Source organism: Haloferax sp. ATCC BAA-644, assembly GCF_000336975.1.
In the GTDB taxonomy this organism is placed as follows: domain Archaea; phylum Halobacteriota; class Halobacteria; order Halobacteriales; family Haloferacaceae; genus Haloferax; species Haloferax volcanii.
In genome coordinates this window covers 110,538-130,531 of record NZ_AOLF01000038.1, presented here as the reverse complement: position 1 = coordinate 130,531, position 19,994 = coordinate 110,538, and the positions used below count along the sequence as shown (strand labels likewise).

The 19,994-nt window shown below is 68.2% G+C and carries 19 protein-coding genes; 13 read left to right on the top strand and 6 right to left on the bottom strand.

Translation table 11 applies throughout. The features are described from left to right. Positions 1 to 42: 42 nt before the first annotated feature. The 9 genes from metG to C458_RS17230 all read left to right on the top strand — a co-directional run bounded on the left by metG (position 43) and on the right by C458_RS17230 (position 9,580). Positions 43 to 2,184, top strand: coding sequence for a methionine--tRNA ligase (metG, locus tag C458_RS17275; protein WP_008577682.1), 2,142 nt, complete (start codon positions 43 to 45; stop codon positions 2,182 to 2,184). Between the two features lie 130 nt (positions 2,185 to 2,314). Continuing rightward, the gene (locus C458_RS17270; RefSeq protein ID WP_008577681.1) at positions 2,315 to 2,620 is read left to right on the top strand and encodes a hypothetical protein; all 306 of its coding nucleotides are present in this window, start codon (positions 2,315 to 2,317) and stop codon (positions 2,618 to 2,620) included. Between the two features lie 71 nt (positions 2,621 to 2,691). Beyond that, positions 2,692 to 2,979 carry a hypothetical protein gene (locus C458_RS17265; protein ID WP_008577679.1) on the top strand — a complete coding sequence of 96 codons (288 nt, stop codon included), beginning with the start codon at positions 2,692 to 2,694 and terminating at the stop codon, positions 2,977 to 2,979. Positions 2,980 to 3,093: 114 nt separating this feature from the next. After that, positions 3,094 to 4,851, top strand: a complete 1,758-nt coding sequence (pyk, locus tag C458_RS17260) for a pyruvate kinase (protein ID WP_008577677.1) — start codon at positions 3,094 to 3,096, stop codon at positions 4,849 to 4,851. 44 nt (positions 4,852 to 4,895) lie between these two features. Beyond that, positions 4,896 to 5,138 carry a hypothetical protein gene (locus C458_RS17255; RefSeq protein WP_008577675.1) on the top strand — a complete coding sequence of 81 codons (243 nt, stop codon included), beginning with the start codon at positions 4,896 to 4,898 and terminating at the stop codon, positions 5,136 to 5,138. A gap of 417 nt (positions 5,139 to 5,555) precedes the next feature. After that, entirely contained in the window at positions 5,556 to 6,779 is a 1,224-nt protein-coding gene (locus C458_RS17245) for a restriction endonuclease (protein ID WP_008577672.1), read from the top strand. 79 nt (positions 6,780 to 6,858) lie between these two features. Continuing rightward, positions 6,859 to 7,461: an NfeD family protein gene (locus tag C458_RS17240; RefSeq protein ID WP_008577669.1), complete on the top strand. Its 603-nt coding sequence runs from the start codon at positions 6,859 to 6,861 to the stop codon at positions 7,459 to 7,461. A 138-nt stretch (positions 7,462 to 7,599) separates the two neighbouring features. After that, the gene (locus C458_RS17235; protein ID WP_008577667.1) at positions 7,600 to 8,874 is read left to right on the top strand and encodes an SPFH domain-containing protein; all 1,275 of its coding nucleotides are present in this window, start codon (positions 7,600 to 7,602) and stop codon (positions 8,872 to 8,874) included. Positions 8,875 to 8,956: 82 nt separating this feature from the next. Continuing rightward, positions 8,957 to 9,580 carry a MarR family transcriptional regulator gene (locus C458_RS17230; protein WP_008577665.1) on the top strand — a complete coding sequence of 208 codons (624 nt, stop codon included), beginning with the start codon at positions 8,957 to 8,959 and terminating at the stop codon, positions 9,578 to 9,580. 215 nt (positions 9,581 to 9,795) lie between these two features. On the opposite strand, the gene C458_RS17225 is transcribed toward C458_RS17230, so the two are convergent. Further along, positions 9,796 to 10,065 (bottom strand): hypothetical protein, encoded by a 270-nt coding sequence (locus C458_RS17225; protein ID WP_008577663.1) that lies wholly within the window; start codon positions 10,063 to 10,065, stop codon positions 9,796 to 9,798. A 281-nt stretch (positions 10,066 to 10,346) separates the two neighbouring features. Between C458_RS17225 and aglD the strand changes: the two genes are divergently transcribed. Then, a complete protein-coding gene (gene aglD, locus C458_RS17220; protein WP_008577660.1) occupies positions 10,347 to 12,221 on the top strand; it encodes a flippase domain-containing glycosyltransferase AglD in 1,875 nt (624 codons plus the stop codon). Between the two features lie 24 nt (positions 12,222 to 12,245). Here aglD and yjjX read toward each other — a convergent pair whose 3' ends face one another. After that, positions 12,246 to 12,767 carry an inosine/xanthosine triphosphatase gene (yjjX, locus tag C458_RS17215; protein ID WP_008577657.1) on the bottom strand — a complete coding sequence of 174 codons (522 nt, stop codon included), beginning with the start codon at positions 12,765 to 12,767 and terminating at the stop codon, positions 12,246 to 12,248. Between the two features lie 20 nt (positions 12,768 to 12,787). After that, positions 12,788 to 13,600, bottom strand: coding sequence for a helical backbone metal receptor (locus C458_RS17210; protein WP_008577655.1), 813 nt, complete (start codon positions 13,598 to 13,600; stop codon positions 12,788 to 12,790). A 276-nt stretch (positions 13,601 to 13,876) separates the two neighbouring features. Between C458_RS17210 and C458_RS17205 the strand changes: the two genes are divergently transcribed. The 3 genes from C458_RS17205 to C458_RS17195 all read left to right on the top strand — a co-directional run bounded on the left by C458_RS17205 (position 13,877) and on the right by C458_RS17195 (position 16,685). Further along, positions 13,877 to 14,884, top strand: a complete 1,008-nt coding sequence (locus C458_RS17205) for a transcription initiation factor IIB family protein (RefSeq protein ID WP_004044141.1) — start codon at positions 13,877 to 13,879, stop codon at positions 14,882 to 14,884. A 196-nt stretch (positions 14,885 to 15,080) separates the two neighbouring features. Next, positions 15,081 to 16,175: a site-specific DNA-methyltransferase gene (locus tag C458_RS17200; RefSeq protein ID WP_008577651.1), complete on the top strand. Its 1,095-nt coding sequence runs from the start codon at positions 15,081 to 15,083 to the stop codon at positions 16,173 to 16,175. A 114-nt stretch (positions 16,176 to 16,289) separates the two neighbouring features. Then, positions 16,290 to 16,685, top strand: coding sequence for a hypothetical protein (locus C458_RS17195; protein WP_004064351.1), 396 nt, complete (start codon positions 16,290 to 16,292; stop codon positions 16,683 to 16,685). A 69-nt stretch (positions 16,686 to 16,754) separates the two neighbouring features. Here C458_RS17195 and C458_RS17190 read toward each other — a convergent pair whose 3' ends face one another. From C458_RS17190 to C458_RS17180, 3 genes are all read right to left on the bottom strand, one after another. After that, positions 16,755 to 17,933 carry a 3-dehydroquinate synthase II gene (locus C458_RS17190; RefSeq protein ID WP_008577648.1) on the bottom strand — a complete coding sequence of 393 codons (1,179 nt, stop codon included), beginning with the start codon at positions 17,931 to 17,933 and terminating at the stop codon, positions 16,755 to 16,757. Positions 17,934 to 18,665: 732 nt separating this feature from the next. Beyond that, positions 18,666 to 19,079 (bottom strand): methylated-DNA--[protein]-cysteine S-methyltransferase, encoded by a 414-nt coding sequence (locus C458_RS17185; RefSeq protein WP_008577646.1) that lies wholly within the window; start codon positions 19,077 to 19,079, stop codon positions 18,666 to 18,668. A gap of 91 nt (positions 19,080 to 19,170) precedes the next feature. Continuing rightward, entirely contained in the window at positions 19,171 to 19,971 is an 801-nt protein-coding gene (locus C458_RS17180) for a 2-amino-3,7-dideoxy-D-threo-hept-6-ulosonate synthase (RefSeq protein ID WP_004064354.1), read from the bottom strand. Between the last annotated feature and the right edge of the window lie 23 nt (positions 19,972 to 19,994).

Here is a 19,994-nt window from a genome sequence, read left to right as displayed (position 1 = left end):
AAGCGGCGGGCTTTAGGCCCGCATCCGAGATACACGAGATATATGAGTCACGAGGACTTCCCCACGGAGAACCCAGCGGTGGTGACGTGTGGACTGCCGTACGCGAACGGCGACCTCCACATCGGCCACCTCAGAACGTACGTCGGCGGCGACATATACAGTCGCTCGCTGCGAACACTCGGCCAACAGACGGCCTTCGTCAGCGGGTCGGACATGCACGGCACCCCCGTCGCCGTCAACGCCGAGAAGGAGGGCGTCACGCCCGAGGAGTTCGCGCTCCGCCACCACGAGAAGTACGAGGCGACGTTCCCCCGCTTCAACATCGAGTTCGACAACTACGGCCACACCCACGACGAGACGAACACCGAACTGACCCAGGAAATCGTCCGCACCCTCGAAGCCGAGGGCTACGTCTACGAAAAGGAGATTCCGGTCGCCTACGACCCCGACGCGGACCAGTGGCTCCCCGACCGCTTCGTCGAGGGCGCGTGCCCGTACTGCGGCGCGCACGCCCGCGGCGACGAGTGCGACGAGGGCTGCGGCCGCCACCTCGAACCCGGCGAAATCGAAGACCCGACCTCGACGCTCACCGGCAACCCCGCGGAGTACCGCGAGCGCGAGCACAAGTTCTTCGCCGTCTCCGAACTCCAAGACTACCTTCAGGAGTTCATCGACCGCCTCGAAGGCACCTCGAACGCCCGGAACCAGCCCCGCGAGTGGATAGAGGGCGAACTGCAGGACTGGTGTATCACCCGCGACATGGACTGGGGAATCGACTACCCCGGCGTCTCCGAATCCGCCGAGGATTCGGAGGCAGACCAGACGGAGTCTGGGCGTGACGAGGCCGACGACCTCGTGCTGTACGTCTGGGTCGACGCCCCCGTCGAGTACGTCTCCTCGACCAAGCAGTACACGGAGCGCGTCGGCGCCGACACCTTCGACTGGGAGGCCGCGTGGAAGGACGCGGGAGACATCGTCCACATCATCGGCCGCGACATCATCCAGCACCACACCGTGTTCTGGCCGGCGATGCTCCGCGGCGCGGGCTACGTCGAACCGCGCGCGGTCATGGCCTCCGGCTTCATCACGCTCAACGGCAAGGGCTTTTCCACCTCGCGCAACCGCGCCGTCTGGGCCGACGAGTACCTCGACGAGGGCTTCCACCCCGACCTGCTGCGGTACTACCTCGCCACCAACGGCGGCTTCCAGCAGGACGTGGACTTCTCGTGGTCGAAGTTCAAAGACCGCGTGAACAGCGAACTCGTCGGCACGGTCGGCAACTTCCTCTACCGGTCGATGCTCTTCGCGTACCGCAACTTCGAGGGGACGCCCGAGGCTGCGGTGTCCGAAGAAGTCGAGAGCCGAATCGAGGAGGCCATCGACGAGTTCGAAGCCGGCATCAACGACTACTCGGTCCGGGAGTCCGGCAACGCCGCCGTCCGCCTCGCGCAGTTCGGCAACGAGTACATCCAGCGCAACGAGCCGTGGAAGCTCACCGACGAGGACCCCGAGGCCGCGGCGCAGGTCATCCGCGACTGCGTCCAAATCGCGAAGGCCATCGCCGTGCTGTTCTTCCCCGTCGCGCCGGGCAAGATGCAGGCGCTCTGGGAGCAGCTCGGTGAAGACGGCTCGGTGGCCGACACCGGCGTCGACGACGCCTTCGAGGCCCCGCCGGCGTCCTTCGGTGAGCCCGAAGCGCTGTTCGAGAAAATCGAAGACGAGCGCGTCGAGGAGCTCAACGAGAAGCTCGAAGCGCGCGTGGCCGAGACGGAATCCGAAAGCGACGAGTCCGACGGGGACGCCGAGGAGGATATGGACGCTGACGCCGACGCCGACGCCGACATCGACTTCGAACCCATCGCGGACGACCGCATCAGCTTCGAGGAGTTCCAAGAACTCGACATCCGCGTGGGCGAAATCGTCGCCGCCGAGGGCATCGACGGCGCGGACAAACTCGCCAAGCTCACCGTCGACATCGGCGTCGAAGAGCGCCAAATCGTCGCCGGCATCAAGCAGCTTCACGACCTCGACTCGCTTTCCGGCTCGAAGGTCATCATCGTCGCTAACCTCGAAAAGGCCGAACTGTTCGGCGTCGAGTCCAACGGGATGCTGTTGGCCGCGGGCGACGAGGCCGACATCCTGACGACCCACGGCGACGCCGTCCCCGGCACGAAGGTGCAGTAGACGGCCGCTCCGACCCGATACGCGACCGACCGCGACCCGATTTTTTCGACGCGCCGTGTCGCTGCCGATACCGTCCTCGTGTCAGACGCGGACCACAGCGCCTAACTGCGCCGACCCCCGAGCGTCGGCCATGCGAATCGGAAGACGGGAAGCGGTCGGAATCGTCGTCGCGCTCGCGGTGTTCGCGGGCGTCGTCGCCGCGGTCACGGGCGGCGGCGCGGGCACCCTGACCGTCGAGCGCGTGGACGAACTCCCGCAGGGACAGGGCGCGGTGGCCTTCGGCAACCTCGACCCCGACCAGCGCGAGACGTTCGCGGAGGCCGTCTCGACCGGCGAGCCGGTGGCGCTACCGAACGAATCGGCGCAAAACGAGTTCGTCGAGCCCGGCTACGTCCGGTACGACGGCGACATCTACCGGACGACCGTCTCCGACTGAGCCGGCGTTCGGCGCTCGAATCTCGCCCCGAGACCGGAGCCGATTTGAGCGGCGACGCTGGAGCGCCGTCCATGCGAGTCAGCGTGTTGCTCGCCGCGGCGCTCGTCCTCTCGACGGGCTGTCTCGGCGGCGGAAGCGGGGCGGCAAGGCTGAGCGTCACCCGAGTCGACGACCTCCCGCAGGGCGAGGGGGCCGTCTCGTACCAGAACCTCGCCCCGGACCAACAGTCTGCGTTCCGGCAGGCGCTCGGGGGCGAGCCCGTGACGCTCCGGAAGGGAACGGACAGAAACGAGTTCCGCGACCCGGGATACGTCAGATACGACGGAGGAATTTACCAAACGACCATTATAGTTCCGTGAGGACGCCCGAGCGGTCAGTTCGACGGGCGAACTATAGAGAGTACGTATGCGAACCCGTTACTCGGCACCGAGTTCATCATCGGGCTTTTTTATCAGTCACTCGTAGGCGACGCCATGAGAAACGCAAAAATCGTCTGCACCCTCGGTCCCGCGTCGTTCGACCGAGAGACGATTCGCGGGCTCGCCGACGCCGGCATGAGCGTCGCCCGGATGAACGCGAGCCACGGCAACGTCGAACACCGGTCCGACGTCATCGACAGCATCCGCGCCGTCGACGACGCGACCGACGAACCGCTCGCGGCCATGCTCGACCTGCAAGGCCCCGAAGTCCGAACCGCCGACATCGACGAGGACATCTACCTCGAAACCGGAAGCGAGGTCCGCTTCTACGAGGGCGACGAGGCCACGCCCGAGGCCGTCGGCCTGTCGTACTCCATCACCGCCGCTGAGTCCGGCGACACCATCCTCCTCGACGACGGCCGCATCGAGGCCACCGTCGAGTACGTCGAGGACGATTCGGTCCACGCGACCATCGTCTCCGGCGGGGAGCTCAGCTCGCGCAAGGGCGTGAACGTCCCCGGCGTCGACCTCGACATCGACCTCATCACCGACTCCGACTACGAGAACCTGAAGCTCGCCGCCGAGAAGGAAGTCGACTACGTCGCCGCCTCGTTCATCCGCGACGCGGAGGACGTCTACACCATCAGCGACACCCTCGAAACCCTCGGCGCGGAGATTCCCATCATCGCCAAAATCGAGCGCGCCGGCGCGGTCGAAAACCTCGACGAGATCATCCAGGCGGCCCACGGCGTGATGGTCGCCCGCGGCGACCTCGGCGTCGAATGTCCCCTCGAAGAGGTGCCCATCATCCAGAAGCGCACCATCCGCAAAGCGCAGGCCGCGGGCGTGCCGGTCATCACCGCGACCGAGATGCTCGACTCGATGGTCCGCTCGCGCCGCCCGACTCGTGCGGAGGCGTCCGACGTGGCCAACGCCGTCCTCGACGGCACCGACGCCGTGATGCTCTCCGGCGAGACCGCCGTCGGTGACCACCCCGTCCGCGTCGTCGAGACGATGTCCCGCATCGTCGAGGAAGTCGAGGAAAGCCCCGAGTACGACGAGAGCCAAGAACAGCGCGTCCCGACCGCCGACGAGGGCTCCCGCACGGAGGCGCTGGCCCGCTCGGCGCGCTACCTCGCCCGCGACGTGAACGCCGCGGCCGTCGTCGCCGTCTCCGAGTCCGGCTACACCGCCCGGAAGACCGCGAAGTTCCGCCCCGGCGTCCCCGTCGTCGCCGTCACGCCGAACGACCGGACGCGCCGCCAACTCGCCGTCTCGTGGGGCGTCTCGGCGCAGTACGCCGATTACAGCCCGAGCGTCGAGGGCGTCATGGACGACGCCGTCACCGCCGCGCTCGACGCCGGCGTCGCGGAGTCCGGCGACACCATCGTCGTCCTCTCCGGCATGATGACGGAGCTCGAAGGGACGAACACGACGAACATGCTCAAGGTCCACGTCGCCGCCGAGCCCGTCGCCACGGGCCGGAAAATCGTCGGCGGTCGCGTCGCCGGCCCCCTCTACCGCACCGAGGACGGCGACCTCACGGATATCCCCGAGGGCGCGGTTCTCGCGCTGTCGTCCGAGTTCGACGGCGAGTTCAACGGCGACGCCGACAAGCTCGCCGGCATCGTCGACGCCCGCGCGGGCATGACCGGCTACCCGGCGCTCGTCGCGCGCGAACTCGACATCCCGATGGTCTCGGGCGCGCCGCTGCCGAAGACCATCGCGCAGGGCGCGACCGTCACGCTCCACGCCGAGCGCGGCATCGTCTACGAGGGCGACGTCATCAACCACGACCGCGACAGCCGGTAGGAGTGCGGTAGCCCTTTCCCGCCGCGACGCCTACGCACGAATCGATGTCCCGCGTACCCTCTCCCGAGGCCGACGACGACCGCGACGGTGACGGCGATGGCGACGGCGAGTGGCGCTTCGGCGTCGACGATGTCGGCCCCGACGGCATCATCGACGACGAGCCCGAGTTCGAACAGCTCCCCATCGAACCCGGGTCGCCGCGGGCGGAGAACATCGTGTTCGTCCTGCTCGGCGTCCTTCTCGCGGTCGGACTCATCGTCGTCACCGTGTACCCGGGCGCGTTCTGAGCGACCCGCCGGACGCAGACCGCGACCCACTGTGAGAGCCGGCTTCGACCGTCCGACTTTCCGTTTTGATAATCGGGACTGTTGATTTATGTGACCCCGAGGGGAACCACCGCCAACTCCCCGGCCCAGCCGAGGTGCGTCGCGCAGTCCGCACACCTCCGTGTTGGTCGCCGCGCCGGTGCGCTCCGCGGCACGCCGGGTTCCGACGCCGGTGGTCGCGCCGCCCGCACCCGCGACGGAATCACCCGCGGTGGCGACGATATCCCTCCCGGCCGTCGCGTGCTGCGCACCGAACTGGCCGCACGGCGGCTACGGCGGCTGCGACGCCGACGAACACCCAGACGACAAGATGACACACGACCGACGACGCGGACACGACCGACAACCCGCCCCCGACGGCCCGGAGGGACGCGAACAGTGACGAGACTCGTCGAACTCGAACCGACGAAGTTCGTCCGCTTTCTCTCGGACCTCTGGACGCAGCGGAACTGGCAGACGAACGCCCAGCCCCGCGGCGAGGGGAGATACCTCGTGCAGGGCCAGCGCGGCGACGGCACGAAGGGACTCATGCTCGTGCTCCCGACCGTCGAGACGACCGTCGAAACCGAGCACATCAAGGGCTTCGTCGCGCACGCGAAAAAGCGCGGCGTCGACACCGTCGTCGTCGCCACGCAAGGCGAGTTCGCTGACGCGGTCCGCGGGTTCGCCACGAACCACGACGTGACGCTGTTCGACCGCGACGAACTCGGCGAGACCGTCGCCGACGAGGGCCTCGAACAGACCGTCAAGCAGTACACCGACGGCGACGTGTTCGAGACCGCCGAGGTCGAGTTCGGCCTGCCGTTCGACCTGCCCGAACCCGTGAAAGACGCGTTAGCGTCGCTCCCGATAGCCGCCGTCCGCGAGCGACTCGCCGGACTCATCGACGGCCGTGGCGACGCCGGTGGTGGTGACGGCGATAACGGTAGCGACGGCGGCAACGGCGGCAACAACGGCAACAACGGCAACAGCGGTGACGGCGATTCCTCGGCGGGCTCGCTCCGCGACAGGCTCCCGTCGTCGGTCGACGACCTGAAATCCGGGTCGCCGCCGAGCGTTCGCGTCGTCGTCGTCGCCGTCCTCTTGCTCGTCCTCGCGCTCGGCTCCGTCGCCGTGCTCGGGCCGATGCTGGACGGGCTCGGCGGGTCGAGCGGCGGCGGTTCCGGGGGCGACCACGGCGTCTCCGTCTCCGCCCTGTCGAGTGCGAGCGCCGACTCGGCCGACGTGGTCGCCCGGTGGAACGCCCGAACGACCGACACGCTTCAGGTCGGCAATCAGACGTACGCCCCGCCGGAGGGAGAGCGGTTCGTCGTCGTCGGCTTCAACGCGACGGCCACCGGCGACTCGCCCGGAACCCTGTCGCAGTCGGCGCTCGTGTTCGAATCGGACGGCGTCAGATACGGGCACCAACCGCTGTCGAACGCGACCGGCTTCGACAACGGCGGGCTGTTCGCCCCCGGCGATGACGCGCACGTCTGGACCGTCTTCACCGTGCCGACGAACGCGACCACGGGGACCGTCCTCGTCCAGCCGACCAACGAGGACACCGTGGCGTTCGTCCACGACGACGCCGTCTCGACCGACCCGAACGGCGACGACTGAGCGCGGCCGAATCCGGCGCGTCGAACGCGCGCCGCGTTCGACCCTCAATCCTTAATCGGGCGACGGCCCTAGACCCGGTATGGCATACCCGCCGCTCCCGTTACAGACCGGTCTCGTCAGTCCCGAGACGCTCCCGCTGTTGCTCGTGCTCGCGGGGCTCGGCCTGTCGCTCGCGGAGGCCATCGCCCCCGGTGCGCACTTCGTCGTCCTCGGCGTCGCCCTCCTCGCGGCGGGACTGGTCGGCCTCTTTATCCCGCCGCTCGCAGGCCCAATCGTTCTCGGCCTGCTCGTCTTCGTCTTCGGCGCGCTCGCGCTCTACGGCTACCGAGAGCTCGATATCTACGGCGGGAAGGGAGAAGGGAAGACGAGCGACTCGGACGCCTTGACGGGCAAGACGGGGCGCGTCACGGAGCGCGTCACGCCGACCAGCGGCGAGGTCAAACTCGACGAGGGCGGCTTCAACCCCTACTACGCCGCCCGGTCGGTCCACGGCGAACTGGAGGAGGGAACCGAGGTCATCGTCGTTGACCCCGGCGGCGGCAACGTCGTGACCGTCGAGGGCGTCGGTCCCGGTGAGGACGAAATCGACCGCGAACTCGCCCGCGAACGGGCGCGGCGGCACGAGGAGTCCGCGGAGCGAGACGAAGAAGAACTCGAACGCGAGGGCACGGAAGGCGTCTGACCGCCGGCCACGACGCCGCGGTCGGCCCGAACCGCCACCGACCCGAACCGCCATCTGACGCCCGTCATCCCCGAAACCGTCCGACGTGACGCCCGTCTCACACGAATACTTATCATTCTGCCAACCCAAGGCGGGCGTATGGACCTACTTGCCCTCCAAGCGGGGCTGGGTATCGGAGGCGTCGTCGTCGGCCTCCTCGTGCTCGTCCTCGCCATCGTGACGGTGTACCAGATGGTCGAAATCGTGGACGCCTACGAGAAGAAGGCGCTCACGGTGTTCGGGGAGTTCCGACGGCTCCTCGAACCGGGTATCAACTTCATCCCGCCGTTCGTCTCTCGGACCTACGCGTTCGACATGCGGACCCAGACGCTCGACGTGCCCCGGCAGGAAGCCATCACGCGCGACAACTCGCCGGTCACGGCCGACGCGGTCGTCTACATCAAGGTGATGGACGCGAAGAAGGCGTTCCTCGAAGTCGACGACTACAAGCGCGCCGTCTCCAACCTCGCCCAGACGACGCTCCGGGCGGTCCTCGGTGACATGGAACTCGACGACACGCTCAACAAGCGCCAGGAAATCAACGCCCGCATCCGCAAGGAGCTCGACGAGCCGACCGACGAGTGGGGCGTCCGCGTGGAGTCCGTCGAGGTCCGCGAGGTCAACCCCAGCGCCGACGTGCAGCAGGCGATGGAGCAACAGACCTCCGCCGAGCGCCGCCGCCGCGCCATGATTCTCGAAGCGCAGGGTGAGCGTCGCTCCGCCGTCGAGCAGGCCGAGGGTGAAAAGCAGTCGAACATCATCCGCGCGCAGGGTGAAAAGCAGTCGCAGATTCTCGAAGCGCAGGGTGACGCCATCTCGACGGTGCTCCGCGCGAAGTCCGCCGAGTCGATGGGCGAGCGCGCCATCATCGACAAAGGCATGGAGACGCTCGAACGCATCGGACAGGGCGAGTCGACGACGTTCGTCCTCCCGCAGGAGCTCACCTCGCTCGTCGGCCGCTACGGCAAACAGCTCACCGGCTCCGACGTACAGGACATGGAGGGCCTCTCCAGCAAGCAGTTCGACGAGGAGACCCGCGAGCTCATCGGCCTCGACGACATCGAGGAGATTCTCGGCCAGATAGACCAGGCCGCGGAGATGAACGTCGAACAGCTCGAACAGGAGGCCGAGGCGATCAAGGCCGGCGCGGAGGTCAACGACATCAAGTCGCCCGACGAGGTCATCGCCGAGGCCGACAAGGACGAGCAGCCAATCAAGTCGTCCGACGAGGTCGTCGCGGAAAGCGAGGGCGCAGGGGACGCGGCCGCGACCGACGGCTCGGCGGACGCGAACTCCGCGGGCAACGGCCAACCGGCCGCCGACGAGGGCGACGACGACGAAAGCGAGATGTCCTTCGAGAAGGACCTCGAATAGTCGCGTCGCCGGACCGTCCCGGATTCGGACGGGTGTACACGCCGAAGCCCTTTTCTTCGCGCCGTCTCGTATGTGGTGGTAGATGTCGAACCGCCGGGTAGACGAAGATAAGCGCGCGACCCTCCGTCGGTTCGCCGCGCTCGGGGCCGCCACGCCGCTCGTGGGCCTCGGGGGCGGCGACGACGGCGACGACGACTCGTCGGGGTCGAGCGACGCGCGGGACGCCATCGTCGGCTACGTCGCGTCGACGCCCGGCGCGCACTTCTCGAAGGTCCGCGACGACCTCCAGTTAGGAACCGGTGAGACGCAGTACCACCTCCGGAACCTCGTCGACGACGACACCCTCGAAGTCAGCCGCGACGGCGACTACAAGCGGTTTTTCCCCGCGGACCGGTTCTCGGAGTTCGAGCAGGTCGCCCTCGGCTACCTGCGCCGCGACACGCCGCGCGGGATGCTCGTCCACCTGCTTCGCGACCCCGCGGCGACGGGAAGCGAACTCGCCGCCCGACTGGGCGTCTCGCGGGCGACGGTGAGCACCTACGCGAAGGAACTCGACGCCGTGGGCCTCCTCTCGCGTGCGGACGGCTACGCGGTCCGCAACCCTGAGACGGTTATCACGCTGCTGATTCGCTACGCCGACTCCTTCGGCTCCGACGCCGCGGCGTTCGCTGACGACGCGGCCGAACTCATCCGCTTCGACCCCTGACCGGGTCGGGAGTCGGTGACGGCGCTGCTCCGTCGATTCGGAACCGGAACATTCAGCGGCGGCGCTGGGACGCGAGGAAACCCGAAAAAACGGGGGTGGAACGACGTGGGGTGGGAGACGACGGCGTTCCGGGTGGGGTGGCGCGAGAGAGGTCGCGCCGGGGTGCACGCCGGAGACGGCGTGCGGCGGGGTCAGAGTGAAGCGTCAGCGGGGGCTCAGACGGTCACCTTCCATGTCGTGCCGGAGGAGTAGCCCCACTTCTCGACGCTCACGTCGAAGTCGCCGTCGAGGATGGGACGCATGTTCGCGCCGACCTCCTTCGCGGAGAGGTCGAGGTCGTCGGCGATGAGGCGGGATTTGAAGTACGTCTTCGCGCCGGCGTTCGAGCGGAGGTAGTCGAGGATGCGGCGCTGTTTCTCCGAGAGGCTGGGTTTGGTGTCGGGGGCTTCGCCCTCGACCGCGGCGGCGGAGGCGGTCGTGCTCATACCTACACAGAGAGACGAGACGCCTATCAGGGGTTTGGTACGGGAGCTTAACACGTCGCCGTCTTGCGATTTTCCCCAAAAACGAGCCCTCGGGGAGGCCCCACCGCGCCGTCGCAGGTACAGTCGCCTAACAGCCACGCGACGCGGACACATCAACGGGGAGACATTCGGGGAGACCGGCACGCCGTCGAACGCCCGAGCGCTCCGAACTATCCGTCTAAGCGGACCGTACCTGTTCCAAGACAGAAAATTCATACGCGGATAGCGGCCATACGACGACAATGGGTCGCCCGACAGAACGACGCCCGGCCGCCGCGACCGCGGCCGGCGTCGAAGTGAGCGTTGTCCTCCCCGCCTACAACGAGGCGCGGACCATCGAGAACACAGTCCGCGTCACCGTCGAGACGCTCGAATCGTTCCTCCCCGCCGACGCCTTCGAGGTCATCGTGGCCGAAGACGGCTGCGACGACGAGACGCCGGCGATAGCCGACCGGCTGGCCGCCGAGGACGACCGGATTCGCCACTACCACAGCGACGCTCGGCTCGGCCGCGGCGGCGCGCTCGAACGCGCCTTCGAGGCCGCCCGCGGCGGCACGCTCGTCTACTTCGACACGGACCTCGCTACGGACATGCGCCACCTCGAAGAGCTGGTCGAGCGCGTCCGCTCCGGCGAGTACGACGCCGCGACCGGGTCGCGCTGGATGCCCGACCGCGTCGCCGACCGCCCGCCGAAACGCGGCGTGCCGAGCCGCGTCTACAACGGTCTCGTCCGCCTGTTCCTCCGCTCCGACCTCCGGGACCACCAGTGCGGCTTCAAGGCCTTCAGCCGCGAGACGTTCGAGGCGCTCCGCGACGACGTGGAAGACGACCACTGGTTTTGGGACACGGAGATGCTCGTTCGCGCCCAGCGCGCGGGCTTCCGAGTCGCTGAGTTCCCCGTCGATTGGGAGCCGAAAGGCGACACGAAAGTCGACCTCGTCCGCGACGTCCTCGGGATGGGAAGCCAGATTCTCCGGACGTGGTGGCAGCTCACGGTCCGGCCGCGCATCACCCGCCGGGTGACCATCGTCGCCGGCCTGCTTTTGACCGTCTTCGCGCTCGCGCTGATGACGCTCTACATCGACCCCTCGGAGGTCATCTCGGTGCTCGGCGATGCCGACCCCGCGCTCGTCGCAGCCGCCGCGATTATCTACGTCGTCTCGTGGCCGCTCCGGGGGATTCGCTACCGCGACATCCTCGGCGAACTCGGCTACCGCGAGAAGGCGGGCTTCCTCACGGGGGCGATATTCATCAGTCAGACCGGGAACCTCGTGTTCCCCGCTCGCGCGGGCGACGCCGTCCGCGCCTACGTCGTGAAGGCGCGGCGGAACATCCCGTATCCCTCGGGCTTCGCGTCGCTGGCGGTCGAGCGCGTCTTCGACCTGCTCACCATCGCGGGGCTCGCGGGCGTCGTCCTCGTCGGACTCGCGGCGACCGGCGGCCTCGACGACATCGCCACCGTGCTCGCGACCGGCGTGAGCGGCGGCTCGGTCGACGTGTCGGCCGACGACGTGCGCACCGTCGCCTACGTCGCCACCGGCGTCGGCGTCGTCGCCATCCTCGGCGTCCTCGGCATCGCGCTGTCGGCCCGCGCGGACCGGAACGTCGTCCGGGCGTTCGTCGGCCGGTTCTCGTCGGACTCCTACGTCGACCTCGTCGCGGGCGTCATCGAGCAGTTCGTCTCCGACTTGCAGGCGGTCGCCGGCAACCGCGCCGCCTTCGGCCGCGTCGGCCTGACGAGCCTCGCCATCTGGACCGTCGACGTGGTGACCGCGGTCGTCGTCCTGCTCGCGCTCGGCGTCGACATCGACCCCGTCGTGCTCGTCGGCGTCTCGTTTTTCGCCGTGAGCGTCGGCAACCTCGCGAAGGTGCTTCCGCTCTCGCCCGGCGGCGTCGGCCTCTACGAAATCGCCTTCACGGTGTTCATGGCCGCGCTCGCGCCGGTCACGCCCGCGGCCGCGCTCGCCGCGGCGGTCCTCGACCACGCGGTGAAAAACGCCGTCACCATCGTCGGCGGCGTCGGCTCGATGCTGTCGCTCAACGTCTCGCTGACGACCGCGGTCGAAGAGAGCGCCGAGGTGCGCGACCGCGAACACGAACTCGCCGACTCGGAGTGACGTGCGCAGTCGGCTCAGTCCGACTCAGTACAGTTCACACCGGAACGGTGCGAACGCGCCCGTCACGGCCGATTCGAGCGCGTCGGTGCGGGTGAGTCGGCCGCCGGTGAACACGCCCGCCGCGCCCTCGTTTTTCGCGATATCGTCGGTGCCGAGCACGTCGTCCATCACCGGGCCGAGCTCCGCGCCCGCGTCGATGCGGTCCGCGATGCTGGCGGGGAGCGCGAGGCTCGGCCCCGCCGCGCGACCGACGCGCTCGCCGTCGGTCACGGCCGCCCACATCACGAGGTACAGGTCGGTCTCGTCTGTGCCGTCGCCGGCCGAGAAGGCCGCCACGCCGCCCTCGATGCCGACGCCGAAGTCGTAGTCGCCCGCGTCGAGGGCTCGTTCCGCGCGGGTGACCGCGCCCGCGATGGTCTCGTCGTGGCCCGTCGGCTGTTCGGAGACGCCCGAGTCGACGGCGACCGCCGCCACGGAGGCGTCGGGGCAGGTTCGTTCGACCGCGCGCCGCTTCACCGGGTTGCCGCTTCCGACCGCGATGTCCATGTCGATAGCGCGTCGCCCGGTTATTTCCCTTCGTCGGATTCGGTCGGGGTCGCCGTCGTGGTCGCAGTCTCGGACGGGGCCGCCCGCGGCTCGGGGAGGTCGGCGTCGGGATGCAACAGCCGCGCGAGGCGGTCGACGCCCGAGACGACGGCGGGGCTCGGCTGATTGAGAAGCGAGTCGTCGACGGCGTGGACCGCGGCGTCGAGATTCCACCCGCGGGCCTCGAACGCGTCGGGGTCGCCGCGTTCGCCCTTCCCGCAGGGGTGGAGAACAACGTGGTCGGGGTCGGCGGCCGCGACGGTCTCGGGGTCGACTTCGGCGGACCGCTCGCCGGGCGCGACGAGCGGGGCGGACCCGCCGGCGGCGCGGACGAGGTCGGGAACCCAGTTGCCCGCGGCCATCGGCGGGTCGGCCCACTCCTCGCAGTAGACGACCGAGCGGTCGCGGCCGGCGACCGCGTCGGCAACGCGGGCGAGGTGGTCGCGGCAGTCGTCGGCGAGCGCCGCCCCCGCGCCGGCGTCGCCCGCGGCGTCGCAGACGACGGGAAACGAGTCGAGCACCTCGTCGAGCGTCGCGGGCGCGACGTGAACCACGTCGTAGCCGCGCTCGCGGGCCGCCGCCGCGACGTCCGACTGGAGGTCGTCGCAGGTGCAGATGGCGTCGGCGTCGAGGTCGTCGACCCGGTCGAAATCGGGGTTCAGCCAGCCGCCGACGACCGGCTTGTCGGTCGACGAGTGAACGGTCGCCCCGACGACGTGGGCGTCGAGACCGGCGGCGGTGAGGATGGCCGTCGCGCTCGGCGCGAGCGAGACGACGCGGGGGGTCGCAGCCATGTGTAGTCGTAGCAACGCCCCTTCGTGAAAAGTATGTGTCGCGTCGTCGGCCGCCGGGACGCCGACGGGGCGTCACCGATGAGTCGCCGGCGAGGTCCCGAATCCCTCACGAACCTCAATCACTCGTGTGATGGCCTCGCACGGGTGAACGCCGCCGCTTGCCGAAAGCGATACCAAACCATTTATGCGGTCGTCTGCGGTTGCTGGTGTTACGGACAGCATCCGGGTTCTAGCCGCCTCTAACCACCCATTCCCGGAGCACCCGCCGTCGTATCCATGAGTGAACGAATCTGGACCCGAAACCCCGGCGCACAGGAGCAGGAACGAAACACGCAGAACGGCCGACAGGAGGCCGAGACCGAACAGGAAGAGACGAAGGGCGACACGCTGCAGTGCCCCGAGTGCGGCGGTCACGTCGTCACCGACGACGAACACGGCGAGACCGTCTGTAACGACTGCGGCCTCGTCGTGACCGCGGACTCCGTCGACCGCGGCCCCGAGTGGCGCGCGTTCGACGCCCGCGAGAAAGACGAGAAATCCCGCGTCGGCGCGCCGACGACCAACACGATGCACGACAAGGGGCTGTCGACCAACATCGACTGGCGCGACCGCGACGCGTACGGCAACTCCCTCGGCGCGCGCCAGCGCCAGAAGATGCAGCGGCTCCGCAAGTGGAACGAGCGGTTCCGCACCCGCGACTCCAAGGAGCGAAACCTCAAGCAGGCGCTCGGCGAAATCGACCGCATGGCCTCGGCGCTCGGCCTCCCCGAGAACGTCCGCGAAACCGCCTCGGTCATCTACCGCCGCGCGCTCGACGACGACCTGCTGCCGGGTCGTTCCATCGAGGGCGTCGCCACGTCGTGTACCTACGCCGCCGCCCGCATGGCCGGCGTCCCGCGCTCGCTCGACGAAATCGCGGAGGTCTCGCGCGTCGAGAAGAGCGAGGTCGCCCGCACCTACCGCTACATCGCCCGCGAACTCTCGCTCGAAGTCAAGCCCGCCGACCCCGAGCAGTACGTCCCGCGGTTCGCCAGCGAGCTCGGCCTCTCCGACGAGTCGAAGATGCGCGCGCGCCAACTCTTGAAGAACGCCAAGGAGAAGGGCGTCCACTCGGGTAAGTCGCCGGTCGGCCTCGCCGCCGCCGCCGTCTACGCCGCCGCCCTCCTCACCAACGAGAAGACGACGCAGGCCGCCGTCAGCGACGTGGCCGACATCTCCGAGGTCACCATCCGCAACCGCTACCACGAACTCCTCGAAGCCGAGGAAAACCTCGGCCTCGTCTGAGGACCGAGTCGGATCCCCGCGCCGAACCGCGGTTCGACCCGGACGAAGCGTCTCGATTTTCGCTTATTCGCCCGCCAGCGGCGGCGCTCGGCGCGACAGGTCACGGCAGAATCGAACCGCACGAGCCGACGGCACCGCGGCGACCGTCCCCGCGCCGAGGCGAAGGGTTTTGTTTCGGGGGAAATACGTCCGTACGATGCGCACGACGCACGCCCTCACGGTGGGCGACGCCGCCGACACCGGACTCGCCGACGAGAGCGTGAACCTCGTCGTCACGTCGCCGCCCTACCCCATGATAGAGATGTGGGACGACCTCTTTTCGGCGCGCGACGACGCCGTAGACGCGGCGCTCGACGCGGGCGACGGCGACGCCGCCTTCGAGGCGATGCACGAGCAACTCGACGCCGTCTGGGACGAGGTGGCCCGCGTGCTCGCGCCCGGCGGGGTCGCCTGCGTGAACGTCGGTGACGCGACCCGGAGCCTCGACGGGTCGTTTCGCCAGTACCCCAACCACGCCCGCGTGCTCACGGCGCTCAGCGAGCGCGGACTGACGCCGCTGCCGGACGCCGTCTGGCGGAAGCCGACGAACCGCCTGACGAAGTTCATGGGGTCGGGGACGCTCCCGACGAACGCCTACGTCACCCTCGAACACGAGTACGTGCTGGTGGTTCGGAAGGGCGACCCGCGGTCGTTCCCGCCGGGCGACGACCGGCGCTACGAGAGCGCCTTCTTCTGGGAGGAGCGCAACCGCTGGTTCTCCGACCTCTGGGAGTTCGGCGGGACCGACCAGCGCCTCGATTCGGGGGCCAGAGAGCGCTCGGCGGCGTTCCCCGTCGAACTGCCGCTGCGCCTGATTCGGATGTACTCGGTCTACGGCGACACCGTCTTCGACCCCTTCGTCGGCACCGGGACCACGACGCTCGCGGCCATGCTCGCCGGCCGGGACTCCGTCGGCTACGACCTCGACGCCGACCTCGTCTCGGGATTCGAACGCCGACTCGACGACCTCCCGGAACGCTCGCGCGCGGAGGTCGAACGCCGACTCGACGCCCACCGCGAGTTCGTCGCCGGCCGCGACGAGCGCCCCGGTCACGACGCCGAACACTACGACTTCCCGGTCGTGACGAAACAGGAGCGCCGCATCCGTCTGTACCGGGTGTCGTCGGTCGAGGCGTCGGCCGACGGCGCGAACCGCGAGTTCGCCGTCGAACACGAGCCGCTCGACGGGACCGAGGCGGCCGCGGCGTCGGAGCGCTCCGAACTCTCGGAAGACGCGACGACGACCGACTGAGGTCAGACAACTCGAATTCGAGAATTTCAGACGCCACCGGGGGATTCGGTAGTGAGTTGCTGACTGTCCGACAATCCAGACGTTTAAGAGCGCGGACGACGACGCCAACGAACGATGCCCGATGCTCGTCGTCGTGCGTTCGTCGCCGCCCTCGTCGGCGTGGTTGGTGCCTCGCTCGGAATCGCCGGGGCGGGCCACGTCTACCTCCGCGAGTGGCGACGCGCAATCGCGTGGTTCACCTTCGTCGTCGGCGCGGGACTCGTGTTGCTCTCGACGTTCACCGACCCGGCGACCGTGACGGTGGACTCGCTTCCCAGAGAGGTGCTGTTCCCCGTCCTCGGACTGCTGTTTCTGAGCGCGCTCGACGCCTACCGCGTCGGAAGCCGCCCGCGCGGCCGCAACGCGAACGGCGAGCCGACCTGCCCGGTCTGCGGCGGCGAACTCGACCGGAACCTCGACTTCTGTCCGTGGTGTGCGACGGAGCTCGAATGGTACACGGTCGAAGGATAGAGAGCGTCGACGAACGCCCGCCGCTGCGCCCGACGCTGCGTTCGAGTTCGAAAAAACGGTTTCCGTCCGTTACTTCTCGATGATGCTCTCTTCGACAGCCTCACCGAAGTGGCGCGCCGTGTCTTCGTAGTAGATGAGCATCTCGTCGCCGGGTTCGAGGTCGGTGACCGCGGTCCGGCCCTCGCGGGTGTGGACCTTGATTGTCTCGGCGTTCTGGAGGAGCGTCGTGACGCGGTCGCCCTCGTAGTCCGCGGAGATGCGGAACATCGGCCGCTTTTCGATTTTTACGCGCCCGACGATGGCCTCGCGGGTGTTGCCGTTCGTGTCGATGAGCTGTACCTCGTCGCCGCTTTCGAGTTCGGAGAGGTAGACCGTGCCGCCGTCGGGGGTCCGCGCGTAGGCGTGGACCGCGCCCGCGTTGACTCTGAACGGCCGAGACGCGACGTACGGAGACTTCGCCGTCTCGGCGTGGACGAAGAACAGGCCGCGGGCCATCGAACCGACGAGCATCCCCTCGTCGTGGTCCATAATCGTGCCCGTATCGACGCAGACGCGGTCGGCCATGCCCGTGCGTTCGACCTCCGTGACCTCGGCCCAGACGAGGTCGAGCGACTCGCGTTCGGCCTCCTCGCGGACCTCGACGGTCTTTCGAATCTCGTCGGGGTCGTCGCTGTCGAGGAGGACGCCGTCGGAGCCGAGTTCGAGCGTCTCGAAGGCGGTCTTGGCCTCCTCGGCGGTCGTGACGCCCGCGATGAGGTCGGTCTCCTCGCCGATGCGGGCGATGAGGTTCTCCAGCGGGATGATGGTCCAGTCCTCGCCGATGACGATGGTGTAATCGCCGTCGCGGGCGGCCTCCTCGGCGAACGCCTCGTAGTCGTTGCTCAGGATGCGGACGTACGAGCCGTTTGCGAGGTCGTCGCCGCGGCGGAGCGTCGTCAGGTCGGCGGACCCGGAGAAGTCCGAGGGGAGTTCGACGGTCGCGTCGCCCTCGCCGTCCTTGCCGACGATGTAGGCGTCGGCGAGCGCCGGGGGCTCGGCGTCGTCTTCCTCTGCTTCCATCACATGGACGTCCGCGTCGGTCCGGAACGCGGCGACGTTGACGTCACCGAGTTCGCGCACCTTCTCGACGTCGGCCTCGTCGACGAGGACCCAGTCGACGCCGGCTTCCAGTCCGGCCGTGATGCGTCGCTTCCGCGTCTCCCAGTCGCCGACCGCGTCGTCGGCTTTGAGCCAGACGCTTCGTGTCATTATCGACTTCACTCGGTGGGCGGGCTTGAACGTGGCGAATGAACCAACGGACGGCGAGCGGATAGCGAACGGACGACGACGGAACGCTTGAGCGCCCCGTCCAAATTTCATATCGCACGATACGATTTATTGGAGGTTCGGGAGAAAATCGGCGGTTGGACGACGCTTCCAACCACCGAGGCGAGTCGAACGAGAGACTCACCTCGCTCAGTCACCCAAAACTCTCATCGAGTCGCCGTCGGTTGGGCCGCGACTCGGAGATGCGCCTGCGACCGACGGGGTAGTCGTCTCGAACGTGGCTCGTGAGTGCGTCGTCATCGGTGTTTCTGTCATCGAGTTCGTCAATCCACGAAAATAGAACACAGCGGCCACACCGAATCAACCGCCGACACACGAGAGCGACGACGGAGGCGATTCGTCAGCACCGACACACCCGTACCGAGGAGGTCGCTGAAATCGACCGCGTGGAATTCCGTCTCGGGTGTAGAACTCCGGGGTTCGAGGCTGGAAGACGGGGGTTGCGGTCGGTCGAACGTCGTTCTCTCGCTCTATCCGCGGAATCCGACAACGATCGGCCAGACAACTGAACCGCGTCACGAACGCGGTTCCGAGAACGGAGCGTCAGAACCGGAGAAACCGATTCTCGGGTGCGCGCACGGCGCTCGCACCCCACCGACCACGACAGCGCCCGGCCGGTCCGACAGTCGATAAACCGATTACGGCGATATGAAATTAGTCAAATCGGCCCAGTCCCGTCTGGACCGCGCCGCGCTCGCGGTCGAGAAGCGCGCGCTTCAGGTCGACGCCGCCGGCCGCGGAGAAGCCGCCGAGGGAGTCCGCGCCGACGACGCGGTGGCACGGGACGACGAGCGGGACCGGGTTCCGTCCGCAGGCCTGTCCGACGGCGACCGCGTGGCTGTCGAGTTCGGCCGCAACCTCGCCGTACGTTCGGGTCTCGCCGTACGGAATCGACGCCATAACGCGCATCACGTCGCCGGTAAAGGAGTCGGGAAATCGCACGTCCACGTCGAACTCGCGGCGCTCCCCGCGTTCGTACTCGACGAGTTGATTTCGGAGCGAGTCGGCAGCACAGTCGATACGGCGGTCGTCTACCTCGACCGCGAACCCCCACACGGTGATGCGCATGGGTAACGTTCGCGCTCGACGGGTATCTAGTTGTAGGCCAGCGATGTCGGGAAAACAGAACCCCGTCGGAACGCCGGAATCGCGAGCCGCGTTACGCCTCGATGCCGAGCCCGGCGCGTTCGAGCGCGGTGTCCACGTCTGCGTCGTCGTGTATGACGGCGCTGACGGCGCGGGTGATGGCCTCGGGGTTCTCGTGCTGGAAGATGGAGCGACCCATGGAGACGCCGGCCGCGCCGGCGTCCATCGTGCCGCGGACCATCTCAACCGTCTCGCGGTCGGTGCCGCGACTGCCGCCGGCGATGACGACCGGCAGGCGCGTGGCCTCGACGACGCGACCGAAGGACTCCGCGTCGCCGCTGTATGCCGTCTTCACCACGTCGGCACCGACCTCCTCGGCGAGGCGGACGGCGTGGGCGAGCGCCTCGGGGTCCTGTTCGTCGATGCCGGGGCCGCGGGCGTAGGACATCGCGAGAACGGGCACGCCGAAGTCGGCGGCGCGAGAACAGAGGTCAGCGAGCTGCGTCATCTGGTCGGGTTCGTAGTCCGAGCCGACGTTGATATGGAAGGAGACGGCGTCGGCACCGACGCGGAGGGCGTCTTCGACGGTGCCGGTGAGTCGCTTGTCGTTTTCGTCCGGGCCGATGTCCGTCGAGCCGTTTACGTGGACGATGTAGCCTTTGCCGTTTTTGTTCGGGTGGACGCGCGGCGCGGTCCCCTTGTGCGTGAGGACGGCGTCGGCGCCGCCGCGCGTGATGCCGTCGATGGTGGATTCGATATCGACGAGGCCCGTGACCGGGCCGAGGGTGATGCCGTGGTCCATCGGGACGATGAGGTATCGCCCGTCTGTGGAGATGCGGTCGAGTCGTGCGGAGAGTCCGATATCTGTGTTCATGTATGAGAAAGGGTGGCAGAGCA